Raw genomic sequence first — 16,716 nt, 5'->3', positions numbered from 1 at the left:
GTCCTTGTGGCGGGCGTTGAATAGCAGCTTTACACTCAGACCACCGCCGCTACCATGGGTTCGCCATGTCGACATTAGATGAAGAAGATCGCCGCGAATACTACCGTATCGACGATAGGATCGCACTGGAAATTAGCCAGCTGAGTGCTACTGAAGCCCTTGGCCCAGACTTGTTGCAAGATGATTCACCACTCTTCAACCTGCTCAGCGAACTGCACCTGAGCGAATTCGAGTCCCAGCACCTGCTGCGCCAGCTCAGCGACAAGGATCGCACCCTGGCCGCCTTTCTCAAGGCGCAGAACAAACGTATCGACCTGCTCAGCGCTGTGGTTGCGCAGACACTGCTCGGGCAGCTCAGCGCGCCACAAGCGGTAGTGCTGTCCGAAGGCGGTATCGAGTTCAACCAGGCCCAAGCACTTGCCGCTGGCAGCCGCGTCGCGGTGAAGATGGTATTGATGCCACAAGCCTTGGGTTTGCTGCTGCGCGCCAGAGTCACCCACTGCGATCAGCAGCCTGACGGCCTGTACGAAATCGGTACCGAGTTCGTCGACATGACCGACGCCCAACGCCAGCTGCTGGCTCGCTACATCCTGCAACGACAGGCACAACAACGACGTCAGGCACTGGAACAGAACGCCCCGAGCGCTTCTTGAGTCTCACCCTTTCTTGAAGGAACAAACGTGACCCAGATTTACGGCCACCGTGGCGCCAAGGGCGAAGCCCCCGAAAACACCCTGACCAGCTTCCAGCAGTGTCTCAAGCACGGCGTGCGCCGCTGCGAACTGGACCTGCACCTGTCGGCTGACAACGAACTGATGGTCATTCACGACCCGAGCCTCAAGCGCACCACCGGCCGACGCGGCAAGGTGGTCGAGCACGAAGCGGCGAACCTGGTGACTTACGATGCACGCGAAGGTGGTCCGGGCTGGGTATCGCCCTGCCCCATTCCACGGCTTGAAGAGCTGTTCGAAAAATGCGACTTCGAGCACTGGCAGCTGGAGGTCAAGAGTGCCTCGCGCACCCGTGCGGTGACCACGGTGCTGGCCATTCGCGAAATGGCCCAGCAGTACGGCCTGCTCGACAAAATCACCATCACCTCAAGTTCTCGGGAAGTGCTGGGTGCGGCCCTTGAATTGACGCCGGATATTTCTCGCGGACTGGTCGCCGAGTACGCCTGGCTCGACCCGCTGAAGGTCGCCCAGAACTATGACTGCAACTTGCTGGCGTTGAACTGGACACTGTGCACCCCTGAGCGCCTGATCAAGGCCCAGCGCCAGGGTTTGCACGTGTCGGTGTGGACAGTCAACGAGCCGGCGCTGATGCGCAGGCTCGCCGACTTCGGCGTAGACAGCCTGATTACAGACTTTCCCGGTTTGGCCAGCGCCACCCTCGAGAATCGCTGAAATCGGTCTCCCCGGCCGGCTCAGGCCACCGGCCGGAGCCGCTCAAAAAAGCCGGTTGAGGCCGTCGTAGGCCGCTACCCGATAGGCTTCGGCCATGGTCGGGTAGTTGAAGGTGGTGTTGACGAAGTACTTCAGGGTGTTGCGCTCACCCGGCTGATCCATGATCGCCTGACCGATGTGGACAATCTCCGACGCCTGATAACCGAAGCAGTGCACGCCGAGGATTTCCAGGGTCTCGCGGTGGAACAGGATCTTCAGCATGCCTTGCGGCTCACCGGCGATCTGCGCCCGCGCCATGCCTTTGAAGAAAGCCTTGCCGACTTCGTAAGGTACCTTGGCCTGGGTCAGTTCCTGCTCGTTCTTGCCGATCGAGCTGATCTCCGGAATGGTGTAGATACCGGTCGGCACATCGTTGACGAAGCGCCAGCTGCCATTGTCGACGATGCTGCCAGCGGCCGAGCGCCCCTGGTCGTGTGCAGCACTGGCCAGGCTCGGCCAACCGATCACGTCACCGGCACCGTAGATGTTCGGCACGTGGGTGCGGTAGTTCTCATCGACTTCGATCTGGCCACGGCTGTTGACCTTGATGCCGATGTTTTCCAGACCCAGCTTGTCGGTGTTGCCGGTACGGCCGTTGCACCAGAGCAAGGCATCGGCCTTGATCTTCTTGCCCGATTTCAGGTGCAGGATCACACCGTTATCCAGGCCTTCGACACGCTCGTACTCTTCGTTGTGGCGAACGGTGATGTTGTTGTTGCTGAAGTGGTAGCTCAACGCCTGGGAGATTTCCGAGTCGAGGAAGCTCAGCAACTGGCCACGGTTGTCCACCAGCTCCACCAGCACACCCAGACCACTGAAGATCGAAGCGTATTCGCAACCAATGACGCCGGCGCCGTAAACGATCAGTTTGCGCGGGGTGTGGCCGAGGCTGAGGATGGTGTCGCTATCGTAGATCCGCGGGTGATGGAAGTCGATGTCGGCCGGACGATACGGACGCGAACCGGTGGCGATGATGATGTGCTTGGCCACCAGTTTCTCGACCACGCCGTTGGCGCAGACCACTTCAATGGTCTGCTCGTCGGCAAAACTGCCGGTACCGAAAAACACATCGACGCGGTTGCGGGCGTAGTAGCCGGTGCGTGAAGCGACCTGCTTGGCGATCACTTTCTCGGCGCTTTTAAGCACGTCCGGGAACGAGAACCAGCGCGGCTCACCAATGGCCCGGAACATCGGGTTGGTGTTGAACTGCATGATCTGGCGCACCGAGTGACGCAGGGCCTTGGACGGGATGGTGCCCAGGTGGGTGCAGTTACCGCCGACCTGGCGACGGCTATCGACCATCGCCACCTTGCGTCCTGCTTTGGCAGCATTCATTGCCGCCCCTTCTCCTGCGGGGCCGGAACCCAGCACCACTACGTCGTAGTTGTAGACAGCCATGCGTACTCCTTCAGAACAGGCCCGGTCGCCACATTGGCGAGCGGGGCTAGATCATGTCGCCAGCGGCGCCATGAAAAAATTCGGGTGCAGTCTAATCAAGCTTGAACGCCGCGCACATTAACCCTTGGTCGCGTCGTAGGCTATTTTTCTCTGCACTACATGTCATTTGCGCACACCTGTAGGAGCGGATTCATCCGCGATGGGGCGCGAAGCGGCCCCGGATCGAGAATCGAGAATCGAGAATCGAGGCGACGTTGTCGCCCAATCGCGGATAAATCCGCTCCTACAGCATCAGTTGTTCGAACGCCGGGGTGCTACGAGAGACGAAACCGTCGGCAACCCGGGTCACGAACACCGCAGCGATCTGGTGCTTGAGTGCAAAGTCCCAGCCTTGCTGCGGCCCGAGGACCAACAATAAGGTCGAGTAGCCATCAGCCATCAAGGTCGAGCGATCAAATACCGTCACCGCAGCCAGGTCGTGTTTCACCGGCCTGCCCAGGCGCGCATCGAACGTGTGCGAATAGCGCTGGCCATTCTCCTCGAAATAATTGCGATAGTCACCGGAGGTAGAAACACCAAAACCATCCACGACCAACACTTGCTGGGCGATCTGGCGATCTTCGCGGGGTAATTCCACGGCAACCTTCCAACTGCTGCCATCCGGTTTTCGCCCCAGCGCCTTGAGCTCGCCTGTGGCTTCGACCAGTAAATCCGCGACTCCCAGGGCTTGCAGACGCTCCACCAGGAGGTCCACTGCATGCCCTGCGGCGATGCTATTGAAGTCCACTTCCACCGGCGCGTCCTTGCACAGCTGCTCACCCACTATGCGCAAATGCCCATGCCCGACACGCTGGCGGGCACTGGCCAACGCCTGTTCGCTGGGCACCTTTTCCACTCTCGACTGCGGACCGAAGCCCCACAGATCGAGCAACGGCTCCACGGTCAGGTCAAATGCACCGCCGCTTTGCTGCGACAATTGCTCGCCGACACGCACCAGTTCCAGCACATCCGCCGGCATCGGCTGACAGCTATTGGCAGGCAAGCGGTTGAAGGTTTCGATGAGCGAGTCGCTACGGTAGGTGGAGAAGCGCTTGTCGACGCCCTCGAGAATAGCCTCCACCTCACGCCTGACCTGTTCCGGTACCGGCCCTTGCGGCGTGCGCACGTACTGCACAGAGTAACTGCTGCCCATGGTCGGGCCACTGATACGCTCAAGCGTATTGCCCTGCCCACAACCGGCCAGACTCAGCAACATACTCACCAGCAACGCGTTGCGCATTTGTCCTCCTGGAAAATCCGGGCAAAAAAAACGGGAACCCTGAGGTTCCCGTCTTTCACAACCAAGCCAAGCTTAGCGTGGGAAAGCTGGCGGGTTTACACCGGCCATGTCTTCCATCACGCGCACTACCTGGCAGCTGTAACCGAATTCGTTGTCGTACCAGACGTACAGGACAACACGGTTATCGTTGCAGATGGTGGCTTCGGCATCGACCACACCGGCGTGGCGCGAGCCAACGAAGTCGGTGGATACCACTTCCTGGGAGCTGACGTAATCGATCTGCTTGTGCAGATCCGAGTGCATGGCCATCTGGCGCAGGTACTCGTTGATTTCTTCGCGGCTGGTGGCCTTTTCCAGGTTCAGGTTGAGGATGGCCATCGACACGTTCGGCGTTGGTACGCGAATCGCGTTACCGGTCAGCTTGCCCTTCAGAACTGGCAGTGCCTTGGCGGCTGCGGTGGCGGCACCGGTCTCGGTGATAACCATGTTCAGCGGCGCGGCACGGCCACGACGGCTGCCCTTGTGGAAGTTGTCGATCAGGTTCTGGTCGTTGGTGAACGAGTGAACGGTTTCGACGTGGCCGTTGACGATGCCGTACTTGTCATTGACAGCCTTGAGCACCGGCACGATGGCGTTGGTGGTGCACGAAGCTGCCGAGATGATCTTGTCGTCAGCAGTGATATCGCCATGGTTGATGCCGTGGACGATGTTCTTCAGCGCGCCTTTACCAGGTGCGGTGAGGATCACGCGGGCAGCGCCCGGGCAGGCCAGGTGCTGGCCCAGGCCGTCGGCGTCACGCCATACGCCGGTGTTATCGACGATCAGCGCGTTTTCGATGCCGTACTGGGTGTAGTCGACTTCGCTCGGGCTCTTGGCGTAGATAACCTGGATCAGGTTGCCGTTGGCAGTGATGGTGTTGTTGGCTTCGTCGATGGTGATGGTGCCATCGAACGGGCCGTGAACCGAGTCACGACGCAGCAGGCTGGCACGCTTGACCAGATCGTTCTCGGCGCCTTTGCGCACGACGATGGCGCGCAGACGCAGGCCGTCGCCACCACCGGTTTTTTCGATCAGGATGCGCGCCAGCAGGCGGCCGATACGACCGAAGCCGTACAGCACAACGTCGGTGCCTTTGCGCGCCGAAGCGTTCTGCTGACCAACCACGTCAGCCATTTCTTCACGCACGAACTGCTCGGCGCTGCGGCCGTTGCCTTCCTGCTTGAATTTGTTGGCCAGCTTGCCCAGGTCGACCGAAGCGGCGCCCAGTTTCAGCTCGCTCATGGCTTTGAGCAGCGGGAATGTCTCGTGGACAGAGAGTTCGGTTTCGTCGGTTTGGCGATGACGAGCAAAGCGGTGCGCTTTGAGGATCGAGATCACCGAACGGTTGATCAGGCTGCGGCCATAGATCGAACTCACCACATTGTTATTGCGGTAGAGCTGACCGATAAGCGGGATCATCGCTTCTGCAAGTGCTTCACGATCAATCCACTCACCAAGACACTGGTCGGGCTTCTGAGTCACGGGAACCTTCCACATGTAGGGACAGAAAAAAGGGGCTACATTATGACGCCCCGCAGCCCATCGAGCAATGAGCGCCTGTCGCCACTCTGTCACTACATGTATTTAGGCTGTGCAAACCTGACAGCACGGGCCTCTGACCGGTACAATTGGCGTCTTTGTCGCAACGCTTGGAGCTCGACCTCCCGTGCCTGTTCTGCGTCTACCGCACCTGCCGGCCACTGCCGGCAAACAAACCTGGGGCAACCTGCCGGGTGCCGCCCTGAGCCTGGCGATTGCCGAGGCTGCCAGCGCCGCCAAGCGCTTCACCCTGCTATTGACCGCCGACAGCCAGAGCGCTGACCGGCTTGAGCAGGAGCTGCGTTTTTTTGCGCCGGAGCTGCCGGTACTGCCTTTCCCAGACTGGGAAACCCTGCCCTACGACCTGTTCTCGCCGCACCAGGACATCATCTCCCAGCGGATCGCCAGCCTGTACCGGCTGCCGGAACTTGATCACGGCATTCTCGTGGTGCCGATCACCACCGCCCTGCACCGCCTGGCACCGACCAGCTTCCTGCTCGGTAGCAGCCTGGTGCTGGACATCGGCCAGAAGCTGGATGTCGAGCAGATGCGCACGCGCCTTGAAGCCAGCGGCTACCGTTGTGTCGATACGGTGTACGAGCATGGCGAGTTCGCCGTGCGCGGCGCGCTGATCGACCTGTTCCCGATGGGCAGCAAACTGCCGTACCGCATCGACCTGTTCGATGACGAAATCGAGACCTTGCGCACCTTCGACCCGGAAACCCAGCGCTCGATCGACAAGGTCGAGTCGGTACGGCTGTTGCCCGCCCGCGAGTTTCCGCTGCAGAAAGAGGCGGTGACCCGCTTCAAGGCACGCTTTCGCGAGCGTTTCGACGTCGACTTTCGCCGTTGCCCGATCTTCCAGGACCTGTCCAGCGGCATTACCCCGGCCGGTATCGAGTACTACCTGCCGCTGTTCTTCGAAGACACCTCGACCCTGTTCGACTACCTGCCGCAGGACACCCAGGTGTTTTCCCTGCCAGGCGCCGAACAGGCCGCCGAGCACTTCTGGAGCGATGTGCGCAACCGCTACGAGGAGCGCCGCATCGATCCGTCGCGGCCTTTGTTGCCGCCGGCCGAACTGTTCCTGCCAGTGGAAGACTGCTTTGCCCGGCTAAAAAGCTGGCCGCGGGTGGTCGTCAGCCAGGATGACGTCGACAGCGGCGTCGGCCGCGAGCGCTTCCCGGCCCGGACCTTGCCGAACCTGGCCATCGAAGCCAAAGCCAACCAGCCCCTGGCAGCACTGTCGGGCTTTCTCGACCAGTTTTCTGGCCGCGTGCTGTTCACCGCCGAGTCGGCGGGCCGTCGCGAAGTACTGCTGGAGCTGCTCGAACGCCTGAAGCTGCGCCCGCAAACCGTCGATAGCTGGAACGCCTTCGTCGCGGGCAAAGAGCGCCTGGCAATCACCATCGCGCCGCTGGACGAAGGTCTGCTGCTGGATGACCCGGCCATCGCCCTGATCGCCGAGAGCCCGCTGTTCGGTCAGCGGGTCATGCAGCGCCGACGCCGCGACAAACGCAGCGACGCCAACAACGACGCGGTGATCAAGAACCTTACCGAGCTGCGCGAAGGCGCGCCGGTGGTGCATATCGATCACGGCGTGGGCCGCTACCTGGGTCTGGCAACCCTGGAAATCGACAACCAGGCCGCCGAATTCCTCACCCTCGAATACGCCGAGGGTGCCAAGCTCTACGTGCCGGTGGCCAACCTGCACCTGATCGCTCGCTACACCGGCAGCGACGACGCCCTGGCGCCGTTGCACCGCCTGGGTTCCGAAGCCTGGCAGAAAGCCAAGCGCAAGGCCGCCGAGCAGGTACGCGATGTGGCCGCCGAACTGCTCGACATCTATGCCCGGCGCGCGGCGCGCAAAGGTTATGCCTTCGCCGACCCGTCAGTGGACTACGCCACCTTCAGCGCCGGCTTTCCGTTCGAAGAAACCCCGGACCAACAGAGCGCCATCGAAGCGGTGCGCGAAGACATGCTGGCGGCCAAACCGATGGATCGCCTGGTCTGCGGCGACGTCGGCTTCGGCAAGACCGAAGTGGCCATGCGTGCCGCCTTCATTGCCGTGCACGGCGGGCGTCAGGTCGCCATTCTGGTACCGACCACCCTGCTCGCCCAGCAGCACTACAACAGCTTCCGCGACCGCTTTGCCGACTGGCCGGTGACCGTCGAAGTGATGAGCCGCTTCAAGTCACCCAAAGAGGTCGCCGCCGCCGTTGCCGATCTGGCCGAAGGCAAGATCGACATCGTCATCGGCACCCACAAGCTGCTGCAGGACGACGTCAGGATCAAGGACCTGGGCCTGGTGATCATCGACGAAGAGCACCGTTTTGGCGTGCGCCAGAAAGAACAGCTCAAGGCCCTGCGCAGCGAGGTGGACATCCTCACCCTGACTGCCACGCCGATCCCGCGCACCCTGAACATGGCTGTGGCCGGCATGCGCGACCTGTCGATCATCGCCACCCCGCCGGCACGCCGGTTGTCGGTGCGCACCTTCGTCATGGAGCAGAACAAGAGCACGGTCAAGGAAGCCTTGCTGCGTGAGCTGCTGCGCGGTGGCCAGGTCTATTACCTGCACAACGACGTGAAGAGCATCGAAAAATGCGCCGCCGACCTCGCCGAGCTGGTACCAGAAGCCAGGATCGGTATCGGCCACGGGCAGATGCGCGAGCGTGAACTAGAACAGGTGATGAGCGACTTCTACCACAAGCGCTTCAACGTGCTGATTGCCTCGACCATCATCGAGACCGGCATCGATGTGCCCAGCGCCAACACCATCATCATCGAGCGCGCCGACAAGTTCGGCCTGGCCCAACTGCATCAACTGCGCGGCCGGGTCGGCCGTAGCCACCACCAGGCCTACGCCTACCTGCTTACGCCGCCGCGCCAGCAGATCACCCCGGACGCCGAAAAGCGTCTGGAAGCGATCGCCAATACCCAGGACCTGGGCGCCGGTTTCGTCCTGGCCACTAACGACCTGGAGATCCGCGGCGCCGGTGAACTGCTCGGCGAAGGCCAGAGCGGCCAGATCCAGGCGGTCGGTTTCACCCTGTACATGGAAATGCTCGAGCGTGCGGTCAAGGCCATCCGCAAGGGCACCCAGCCGAACCTCGATCAGCCGCTGGGTGGCGGCCCGGAAATCAACCTGCGCCTACCGGCACTGATTCCCGAAGACTACCTGCCGGACGTCCACGCCCGCCTGATCCTGTACAAGCGCATCGCCTCGGCGGCGGACGAAGACGGCCTCAAGGACCTGCAGGTCGAGATGATCGACCGCTTCGGCCTGCTGCCCGAGCCGACCAAGAACCTGGTGCGCCTGACCCTGCTCAAGCTGCAGGCGGAAAAACTCGGCATCAAGAAAGTCGATGCCGGCCCCAACGGCGGCAAGATCGAGTTCGAAGCCGAGACTCCGGTCGACCCGCTGGTATTGATCAAGCTGATCCAGGGTCAGCCCAAGCGCTACAAGTTCGAAGGCGCCACCCAGTTCAAATTCCTGGTACCGATGGAGCGCCCGGAAGAACGTTTCAACAACCTCGAAGCGCTGTTCGAGCGCCTGACCCCACAATCTGCGTGAAGGAAGATCCATGCGTGCCATTCGTTGCCTGACCCTGCTGCTGGCGTTGTTTACTCCAGCCGCTTTCGCTGAAGGCGTTTATCAGGTCGAAATGATCCTGGTACGGCAGAACGCCGTCCCGGCAATCACCAGCCAGTCCGCCCCGGAAGACTGGAGCAACGGCGCCCAGGCCATTGCCGAAGGCGACCTGCGCCAACCGGCCATGACCGACGAGGCGGCCAAGCTGAGCGCTGACAACAAGTACACCGTGTTGCTGCACAAGGCCTGGAAACAGGACGCCGGCACTGTCGCCATCAATGACGGCAAAAAGCAGTTCGGACACTTCCCGATCGAGGGCAACCTGAACCTCAACGAAGAGCGCTTCATCAGCGTCGAGGCCAGCCTCTGGGTCAACCAGTTCGATGGCAATGGCGCAGTGATCCAGAGCGAACAGCTCAAGCAGAGCAACAGCACGGTGAAAAACGGAGAACTGACCTTCCTTGACGGCGGCCACCTGGCCCTGCTGCTCAAGGTCAGCAAGCCCTGAAAATGCCCGAGCACCTGATTGACAACCTCCAGCCACAACCGCGGTTGTGGCTGGGCAGCATCGAATTCAGCGCCTTCGAACCGCGCAACGGGCGCATGCAACGCCACATTCAGCATCGCGCAGCCTTGGCCTTTGGTTACGCTGGCGAGTACGTCAGCGGCACCAAGAACATCGCCATCATCAAGCACGAGGCCGAACAGACCTTGCGCATTCAGCGTCAGCCCGCAGCCGAGCGCAACTTGCGCGACACCTTGCTGCGCCTGGGTTTCAAGATCGCCACACGCCAGAGCAAAGCGTTGCCGGAAAGCGCCGGCGACCCCTTCGAACTGCCCAACGACAGCGCCTGGTTGCGCTTTGTTTTGAGCGAACTGCCGGCCCTGCGCGAGCAAGGCTGGCAGATCGAATTCGCCGACGATTTCGCCTTCGACCTGACTCCAGTGGACGACTGGTATGCGCGTATCCAGGAAGCGCCGGAGCGTGACTGGTTCGACCTGGAACTGGGCATCGTGGTCGATGGTGAACGCCTGAGCCTGCTGCCGATCCTGCTCAATCTGCTACGTACTCATCCGGAACTGCTCAACAGTACGCAACTGGCCAAGCGTCGCGAGGACGAGCAACTTCTGGTGACGATTCCCGGCAACACCGGCGGCCGCCGTCCGCTGCAGGTTGCCCTGCCCTACGGGCGACTGAAACCGGTGCTGGCCACCCTCGGCGATTTCTATCAGCGCGAGCCCGGTGAAACCAGCCTGCGCCTGGCCACTCCCGACGCCACTCGCCTCAATGCCCTGCAGGAGCTGCCGCTAAGCTGGCAAGGCGGCGATCGCGTGCGCAACCTGGCTGAACGCCTGCGTGACATCCGCCAGCAACCGGCACATACACCGGACGGTCTCAACGCCACCCTGCGTTCCTATCAGCTTGAAGGTCTGAGCTGGATGCAAGCCCTGCGCGAACTGGAAGTGGGCGGCATCCTCGCCGACGACATGGGCCTGGGCAAAACCCTGCAGACGCTTGCTCACCTGCTCACGGAAAAGAAAGCCGGACGCCTGACCCGCCCGGCCATGGTGGTGATGCCGACCAGCCTGATCCCCAACTGGCAGGACGAAGCGGCACGCTTCGCTCCCGATCTGCGCGTCCTGGCCCTGCAAGGCATCGGCCGTCGCAAGCATTTTGACCACTTGCAGGACTACGACCTGCTGCTGACCACCTATGCCCTGCTGCCCAAGGACCTGGCGCACTTCAAGGGCCTGGTGCTGCATGTACTGATCCTCGACGAGGCGCAGTACATCAAGAGTCCGAGCAGCAAGGCCGCCCAGGCTGCGCGTCAGCTGGAAGCACGCCAACGCCTGTGCCTGAGCGGCACGCCGCTGGAAAATCACCTGGGCGAACTGTGGTCGCTGTTCCACTTCCTGCTGCCCGGCTGGCTGGGCGACGCCAAGGCGTTCAATCGCGACTACCGAGTACCGATCGAGCGCCAGGGCAACGATGAGCGCCTGCAGCACCTCAACGCGCGGATCAAGCCGTTCCTGCTGCGGCGCACCAAGGAACAGGTTGCCACCGAACTGCCGGCCAAGACCGAGATGATCCACTGGGTCGAGCTCAGCGATGCGCAGCGCGATGTCTACGAGACCATGCGCCTGGCCATGGACCAGAAAGTGCGCGCCGAGATCACCCGCAAAGGCGTGGCCCGCAGCCAGATCATCATCCTTGAAGCCTTGCTCAAGCTGCGCCAGGTCTGCTGCGATCTGCGCCTGGTCAACAGCCAGGCGCCAACCACCCGCGGTGCTCACTCGGGCAAGCTGGCAAGCCTGATGGAAATGCTCGAGGAGCTGCTTGCCGAAGGGCGGCGCGTGCTGCTGTTCTCACAGTTCACCAGCATGTTGCGGCTGATCGAGGCAGAACTGCAGCAACGCACCATCGCCTACGCCCTGCTGACGGGCGAAACCCGCGATCGCCGGGCACCGGTACAGGACTTCCAGAGCGGGCGCCTGCAGATTTTTCTCATCAGCCTCAAAGCCGGTGGCGTGGGCCTGAACCTGACCGCTGCCGATACCGTGATCCATTACGACCCGTGGTGGAACCCGGCAGCGGAAAACCAGGCCACCGACCGTGCTTATCGTATCGGTCAGGAAAAGCCGGTATTCGTTTACAAGCTGATTACCCGAGGCACGGTGGAAGAGAAGATCCAGCAGCTGCAGCAGGAGAAGTCGGCGCTGGCGGCCGGGGTGCTGGATGGGCGCCAGGCGGGGGATTGGCGTTTGGCAGCCGAGGATATCGATGCGTTGTTTGCGCCATTGCCCGGCAAGCGCAAGGTTCCGAAAGCGGGTTGAAACCATCGCAGGGCAAGCCCGCTCCCACAGAGTAGCGGGAGTGGGCTTGCCCGGCGAAATCAGTCGACCAGCTGAGCCTCTTTCAAAGCCCCAAGCGCCTCCAGCCAGCGCGGCTGCTGGCGATAATCGGTACGCGCAAAGCCCTGCCCGCGCATCTGCGCGATACGTGGCGAAGGCTTGACCTTCAGGCGTTGCGCCGCTGTCAGCGCCAGCTCGGCGGCAGCCCGGTCGTTACACACCAGGCCCATATCACACCCGGCGCTCAACGCCGCCTCGATCCGACTGGCCGCGTCACCCACCACATGTGCGCCGGCCATCGACAGGTCATCACTGAAGATCACCCCCTCAAAGCCCAACTCACCGCGCAGGATGTCCTGCAACCAGCGGCGCGAGAAGCCCGCCGGCTGATTGTCGACCTGCGGATAGATCACATGCGCCGGCATCACCGCCGCCAGCTGGCCACTGAGCCGCGCGAAAGGCACCAGATCGACGGCGCGAATCTGCTCCAGACTACGCTCGTCAGTCGGGATGGCGACGTGAGAATCAGCTTCGGCCCAGCCATGGCCGGGGAAGTGCTTGCCGCATGCAGCCATGCCTGCGGCGTTCATACCGCGAATAAAGGCGCCGGCCAGAACGGTGGCACGCTGCGGATCACCTTCGAACGCGCGGCTGCCGACCACGGCGCTGCGCTGGTGATCGAGGTCCAGCACCGGCGCGAAACTCAGGTCCAGACCAACCGCCAGCACTTCCGTAGCCATCAGCCAGCCGCACTGCTCGGCCAGGTATTCGGCATTGTCGTTGTCGGCAATCGCGCGCATCGCCGGCAAGCGCACAAAGCCCTGTCGCAGGCGCTGCACCCGGCCACCCTCCTGGTCGACTGCCAGAATCAGATCCGGGCGGATGGCGCGAATCGAAGCGGTCAGCTCACGCACCTGACGCGGGCTTTCGATGTTGCGGGCAAAGATGATCAGGCCGGCCACTTCGGGCTGGCGCAACAGCTGGCGATCTTCGGCGGTCAGCCAGGTACCGGCGATGTCCACCATCAAGGAGCCTTGCAGGCTGGCACTCATAATTGATCCTTCAGTTCAGGGGTGCGCGGGCCCATTCGGGGCACGCGGCTTCTTCGATTCGCACCTGGCAATGCACTGGCACCTGATCGAACAGGCGCAACAGGTCAGCATTGCGCAGGCGCACACAGCCATGGGACAACGGCACGCCCATTGGTTCGCAATCAGGCGTGCCATGCAGATAAATGTAGCGACGGAAAGTGTCGACCGGGCCCAGGCGATTGAATCCCGGCTGGCAACCGCTGAGCCAGAGGATACGGCTGAGGATCCAGTCACGTTCGGGATACTGCGCATGCAGGGCCGGCGTCCAGGTTTCGCCGGTCCAGCGCCGCCCGCGCAGAACCGCACCTTGCGGCAATCCGGCGCCGATCTTTGCGCGGACCTGATGCAGGCCACGGGGCGTGCAACCGGAGCCATTGCGCTCGCCGGCACCCTTCAATGCCGTGGACACAGACAGACGCAGGCGCAACTGCCCCTGGGCAAACCCATAGAGGCATTGATCGGCAAGGGAAATGTGCAGTAAATCGAGACTGGGCATGGGCGCTAGCTTAGCCGATGCGGCTCGCCGCGCCCAGCCATGGCATCAGGCCTTGGCGGTGACCGTGGCGCTTGAGGATTTGCTGCGCGGACGCAGCTGCGCGGCGGCCATGGCTTCGTCAGTGACACCGCTGTCGGCACGCATACCGGCGGCGAGGAACGGCACCATCAGGCGCATGACCTGTTCGATCGAGGTGTTGACGCCGAAATCGGTTTCGGAAATAGCACGCAGTGCCTTGATCCCGGACATGCTGAATGCTGCGGCACCGAGCATGAAGTGCACACGCCAGAACAGCTCGATGGGCGGAATACGCGGTGCGGCCTCGTTGACCAGCAGCATGTAGCGACGGAACACCTTGCCGTACATGTCCTCCAGATAACGCCGCAAGTGCCCTTGGCTCTGGCTGAAGGCCAGGCCCAGCAGGCGCATGAAGATCGACAGGTCGTTGCCACTGCGCGGCTGTACCACCAGCGCCTGCTCGACCAGCATTTCCAGCAGTTCTTCAAGGCTTGGCTTGTGCTCAGGACGGGCCTGACGACGCTCCAGTTCGCGCTCGAGACTGGTGCAGAAAGGACCAAGGAAACGCGAGAAGACCGCCTGGATCAGGGCCTTCTTGGAACCGAAGTGGTAGTTCACCGCCGCCAGGTTGACGCCGGCCTTGCTGGTGATCAGCCGTAATGAGGTTTCGGCAAAACCTTTTTCCGCGAACAACTGCTCGGCAGCATCGAGAATGCGTTCAACGGTTTCCGACTGGGCCATGACTACTCCGCCTGACAAACACTTGTTTGAAACATACGTTTCAAAGCGGTGATTTGTCAAGTCCGCGCAGCCGTTTTGTGCCTACCCGGTCACGTATTAAATCACAGCTGCAGGCCGCAAGCTGCAAGGACATCTGCCTCTGCCCCGGGTTTTCTTGCAGCCCGATGCTTGCAGCTTGCCACCCACTGTATATAATCCCAGTCACTGTATAAAAAGACAGAGCGATAGACATGCTAAAACTGACGCCACGCCAAGCTGAGATTCTGGCTTTTATCAAGCGCTGCCTGGAAGACAACGGCTTCCCGCCCACCCGCGCGGAAATCGCCCAGGAGCTGGGCTTCAAGTCTCCGAATGCCGCCGAGGAACACCTCAAGGCCCTGGCCCGCAAGGGCGCAATCGAGATGACCCCGGGCGCCTCGCGCGGCATCCGCATCCCCGGCCTTGAAGCCAAGGCCGAAGACAGCGGCTTGCCGATCATCGGCCGTGTCGCCGCCGGCGCACCGATTCTTGCCCAGCAGCACATCGAGGAATCCTGCAACATCAACCCGGCCTTCTTCCATCCCCGGGCCGATTACCTGCTGCGCGTCCACGGCATGAGCATGAAGGATGTCGGCATCGTCGATGGCGACCTGCTCGCCGTACATACCTGCCGCGAAGCCCGCAATGGTCAGATCGTGGTCGCCCGCCTGGGTGACGAGGTAACGGTCAAGCGCTTCAAGCGCGAAGGCAGCAAAGTCTGGCTGATTGCTGAAAACCCCGAATTCGCCCCTATCGAAGTCAACCTGAAAGACCAGGAGCTGGTGATCGAGGGCTTGAGTGTCGGCGTCATTCGCCGGTAAAGGAGGCGTCATGCAGTTCCCCCCAGCGTCACAGAACGTACCGCAGCAAGCACAACTGCCCCTGTTCGAAGCATTCCTGGCCCAGCCAGTGCTGCCCGGACTGAAAGCCGCCAAGCCTGCGCCGCACCCTGGCGCAGCTCAGGTTTTCAGCGAGCTGTCTTTCCGTGGTGCGCTGGGCAACTGCCAGAGCCTGCTGGCCCCCATGCTGCGCGAACTGAGCGAGCTGAGCGAAGAGCAGGACGAGCGCTGGCTGACCCTGATCGCCCCACCGGCCAGCCTGACCCAGGCATGGCTACGCGAAGCGGGCTTGAACCGCGAGCGCATTCTGTTACTGCAACCACGCGGCAACCAAAGCGCCCTGCAACTGGCCTGTGAAGCCCTGCGCCTGGGCCGTAGCCATACCGTGGTCAGCTGGCTGAGCACGGTCAGCAGCAGCGCCCGCCAGCAACTCAGCAACGCCGCACGTGCCGGAGACGCACAAAGCCTGAACATCCGCCTTGGCTGATATTCAGGATAAGCAGGGGTTGGTTTCGCCAGGCTTCCTCAGGACGAGGAAGCCCTAAATGGCGATCAATGCAGAACGCGCGGCCCGTCGTCTCGCTCGACTTCGCCTTCCACCAGCTTGCCGGCCATCTGCACGCCAACACTGAGCATGGCCTTGGCCACTTCCACGTGCTGACCTTGCAGGAAAGCCTTGGCGTCCTCGGAGAAATCCAGGGTTACCAGGGAGCCTTCGTCCTCGGCACGGCGCAACTCGATCCGGCCATCAGGCAACTCGACAATTTCTAGAAAGGACGTTGGCATAAGGGGCTGTTCTCCACGAAAGGCCGGTATTGTACCAGCGAGCGCCCCAATCAGCACTCACTCAAGCCCTCGCGAAAACGAACGGTCAGCCCCTTGAGATTCTGCCGCCAGCTCTCCAGCTCCTCCCGCGAAAGTGGTGCCACCTCAGGCTCATCAAGGCTCACGGCCTGAATCAACGGTTGGGTGACGTCAGTTTTAGGCGTTTTTTTCGCGACCGGCGGTCGGAACAAATCGGCATAAGTACTTAGCAGTTGCGCCAGCCAAGTTTCGCGCTGCTCAGCCAGTTCGACCAGCTCGGCCATTTCGGGAATTGCCACCGCCTCCAGCACTTCGCGAGTCAGCAGCAGCTCTGCACGTGGTGCACCGGCCTGCGGCAAGCGGTAAAAACCGGCAATCTCGTGACACAAGCCCAGCAGTGCCCCGTACAGGTGAAACAGCGCCGATTCACGCTCAGCCTGAATCAAGGCCTGGGCATTCATGGCCCGGCTTTCCTGTGCCCTGCCCATGGCTTCGAGGGCCAGGCCTGCAAAGTAAATCTTCTGATTGGTGCGGGTGTAGAGTTCCTGGGCCATCTGGGTGCCC

General features: G+C 61.9%; 15 protein-coding genes. 7 read left to right on the top strand and 8 right to left on the bottom strand.

What is annotated here, in order from left to right:
* Nucleotides 1-65 precede the first annotated feature (65 nt).
* Both PSAKL28_RS08470 and PSAKL28_RS08465 read left to right on the top strand, forming a co-directional pair.
* The gene (locus tag PSAKL28_RS08470) at nt 66-653 is read left to right on the top strand and encodes a PilZ domain-containing protein (protein ID WP_038608912.1); all 588 of its coding nucleotides are present in this window, start codon (nt 66-68) and stop codon (nt 651-653) included.
* Between the two features lie 27 nt (nt 654-680).
* On the top strand, nt 681-1,403 hold the full coding sequence (locus PSAKL28_RS08465; RefSeq protein WP_038608910.1) for a glycerophosphodiester phosphodiesterase: 723 nt from the start codon (nt 681-683) through the stop codon (nt 1,401-1,403).
* A 42-nt stretch (nt 1,404-1,445) separates the two neighbouring features.
* Here PSAKL28_RS08465 and sthA read toward each other — a convergent pair whose 3' ends face one another.
* The 3 genes from sthA to PSAKL28_RS08450 all read right to left on the bottom strand — a co-directional run bounded on the left by sthA (nt 1,446) and on the right by PSAKL28_RS08450 (nt 5,655).
* Nucleotides 1,446-2,840, bottom strand: coding sequence for a Si-specific NAD(P)(+) transhydrogenase (sthA, locus tag PSAKL28_RS08460; RefSeq protein WP_038608908.1), 1,395 nt, complete (start codon nt 2,838-2,840; stop codon nt 1,446-1,448).
* Between the two features lie 283 nt (nt 2,841-3,123).
* On the bottom strand, nt 3,124-4,119 hold the full coding sequence (locus PSAKL28_RS08455) for an FAD:protein FMN transferase (RefSeq protein ID WP_038608906.1): 996 nt from the start codon (nt 4,117-4,119) through the stop codon (nt 3,124-3,126).
* Between the two features lie 72 nt (nt 4,120-4,191).
* The gene (locus tag PSAKL28_RS08450; RefSeq protein WP_038608904.1) at nt 4,192-5,655 is read right to left on the bottom strand and encodes a glyceraldehyde-3-phosphate dehydrogenase; all 1,464 of its coding nucleotides are present in this window, start codon (nt 5,653-5,655) and stop codon (nt 4,192-4,194) included.
* A gap of 169 nt (nt 5,656-5,824) precedes the next feature.
* On the opposite strand from PSAKL28_RS08450, the gene mfd reads away from it, so the two are divergent.
* From mfd to PSAKL28_RS08435, 3 genes are read left to right on the top strand one after another with little or no spacing between them, the layout of a single operon-like run.
* Entirely contained in the window at nt 5,825-9,274 is a 3,450-nt protein-coding gene (gene mfd / locus PSAKL28_RS08445; RefSeq protein ID WP_038608902.1) for a transcription-repair coupling factor, read from the top strand.
* A 10-nt stretch (nt 9,275-9,284) separates the two neighbouring features.
* Nucleotides 9,285-9,800, top strand: a complete 516-nt coding sequence (locus PSAKL28_RS08440; RefSeq protein WP_051939216.1) for a CsiV family protein — start codon at nt 9,285-9,287, stop codon at nt 9,798-9,800.
* A gap of 2 nt (nt 9,801-9,802) precedes the next feature.
* Nucleotides 9,803-12,127 (top strand): DEAD/DEAH box helicase, encoded by a 2,325-nt coding sequence (locus PSAKL28_RS08435; protein WP_038608899.1) that lies wholly within the window; start codon nt 9,803-9,805, stop codon nt 12,125-12,127.
* Between the two features lie 59 nt (nt 12,128-12,186).
* Here PSAKL28_RS08435 and nagZ read toward each other — a convergent pair whose 3' ends face one another.
* The 3 genes from nagZ to PSAKL28_RS08420 are packed head-to-tail and all read right to left on the bottom strand — an operon-like array spanning nt 12,187 to nt 14,491.
* The gene (nagZ, locus tag PSAKL28_RS08430) at nt 12,187-13,185 is read right to left on the bottom strand and encodes a beta-N-acetylhexosaminidase (protein WP_174446960.1); all 999 of its coding nucleotides are present in this window, start codon (nt 13,183-13,185) and stop codon (nt 12,187-12,189) included.
* Nucleotides 13,186-13,207: 22 nt separating this feature from the next.
* Nucleotides 13,208-13,732, bottom strand: a complete 525-nt coding sequence (locus tag PSAKL28_RS08425) for a L,D-transpeptidase (protein WP_038608896.1) — start codon at nt 13,730-13,732, stop codon at nt 13,208-13,210.
* A 45-nt stretch (nt 13,733-13,777) separates the two neighbouring features.
* On the bottom strand, nt 13,778-14,491 hold the full coding sequence (locus PSAKL28_RS08420) for a TetR/AcrR family transcriptional regulator (RefSeq protein ID WP_038608894.1): 714 nt from the start codon (nt 14,489-14,491) through the stop codon (nt 13,778-13,780).
* A 230-nt stretch (nt 14,492-14,721) separates the two neighbouring features.
* Between PSAKL28_RS08420 and lexA the strand changes: the two genes are divergently transcribed.
* Together lexA and sulA are read left to right on the top strand one after the other, a co-directional pair.
* Complete coding sequence (lexA, locus tag PSAKL28_RS08415; protein ID WP_038608892.1) at nt 14,722-15,330, top strand: transcriptional repressor LexA; 609 nt, start codon at nt 14,722-14,724, stop codon at nt 15,328-15,330.
* A 10-nt stretch (nt 15,331-15,340) separates the two neighbouring features.
* The gene (gene sulA, locus PSAKL28_RS08410) at nt 15,341-15,835 is read left to right on the top strand and encodes an SOS-induced cell division inhibitor SulA (RefSeq protein ID WP_038608891.1); all 495 of its coding nucleotides are present in this window, start codon (nt 15,341-15,343) and stop codon (nt 15,833-15,835) included.
* A 65-nt stretch (nt 15,836-15,900) separates the two neighbouring features.
* Here the strand turns inward: sulA and PSAKL28_RS08405 are convergent, their stop codons facing one another.
* Together PSAKL28_RS08405 and PSAKL28_RS08400 are read right to left on the bottom strand one after the other, a co-directional pair.
* Entirely contained in the window at nt 15,901-16,134 is a 234-nt protein-coding gene (locus tag PSAKL28_RS08405; protein ID WP_038608889.1) for a hypothetical protein, read from the bottom strand.
* A 50-nt stretch (nt 16,135-16,184) separates the two neighbouring features.
* Nucleotides 16,185-16,706, bottom strand: coding sequence for a DUF6586 family protein (locus PSAKL28_RS08400; protein WP_038608888.1), 522 nt, complete (start codon nt 16,704-16,706; stop codon nt 16,185-16,187).
* Nucleotides 16,707-16,716: the final 10 nt, after the last annotated feature.

Origin of the sequence: Pseudomonas alkylphenolica (assembly GCF_000746525.1) — a bacterium.
GTDB lineage: Bacteria > Pseudomonadota > Gammaproteobacteria > Pseudomonadales > Pseudomonadaceae > Aquipseudomonas > Aquipseudomonas alkylphenolica.
The sequence above is the reverse complement of the archived record's forward strand: the minus strand, read 5'-3'. Positions and strand labels throughout refer to the sequence as shown.

What these genes read in the sequence shown, in the direction of transcription:
- PSAKL28_RS08470 (WP_038608912.1), top strand. Translation starts at nt 66, where the DNA reads ATGTCGACATTAGATGAAGAAGATCGCCGCGAATACTACCGTATCGAC.
- sthA (WP_038608908.1), bottom strand. Translation starts at nt 2,840, where the DNA reads ATGGCTGTCTACAACTACGACGTAGTGGTGCTGGGTTCCGGCCCCGCA.
- PSAKL28_RS08455 (WP_038608906.1), bottom strand. Translation starts at nt 4,119, where the DNA reads ATGCGCAACGCGTTGCTGGTGAGTATGTTGCTGAGTCTGGCCGGTTGT.
- PSAKL28_RS08450 (WP_038608904.1), bottom strand. Translation starts at nt 5,655, where the DNA reads ATGTGGAAGGTTCCCGTGACTCAGAAGCCCGACCAGTGTCTTGGTGAG.
- PSAKL28_RS08440 (WP_051939216.1), top strand. Translation starts at nt 9,285, where the DNA reads ATGCGTGCCATTCGTTGCCTGACCCTGCTGCTGGCGTTGTTTACTCCA.
- PSAKL28_RS08435 (WP_038608899.1), top strand. Translation starts at nt 9,803, where the DNA reads ATGCCCGAGCACCTGATTGACAACCTCCAGCCACAACCGCGGTTGTGG.
- PSAKL28_RS08425 (WP_038608896.1), bottom strand. Translation starts at nt 13,732, where the DNA reads ATGCCCAGTCTCGATTTACTGCACATTTCCCTTGCCGATCAATGCCTC.
- PSAKL28_RS08420 (WP_038608894.1), bottom strand. Translation starts at nt 14,491, where the DNA reads ATGGCCCAGTCGGAAACCGTTGAACGCATTCTCGATGCTGCCGAGCAG.
- lexA (WP_038608892.1), top strand. Translation starts at nt 14,722, where the DNA reads ATGCTAAAACTGACGCCACGCCAAGCTGAGATTCTGGCTTTTATCAAG.
- sulA (WP_038608891.1), top strand. Translation starts at nt 15,341, where the DNA reads ATGCAGTTCCCCCCAGCGTCACAGAACGTACCGCAGCAAGCACAACTG.
- PSAKL28_RS08405 (WP_038608889.1), bottom strand. Translation starts at nt 16,134, where the DNA reads ATGCCAACGTCCTTTCTAGAAATTGTCGAGTTGCCTGATGGCCGGATC.
- PSAKL28_RS08400 (WP_038608888.1), bottom strand. Translation starts at nt 16,706, where the DNA reads ATGGCCCAGGAACTCTACACCCGCACCAATCAGAAGATTTACTTTGCA.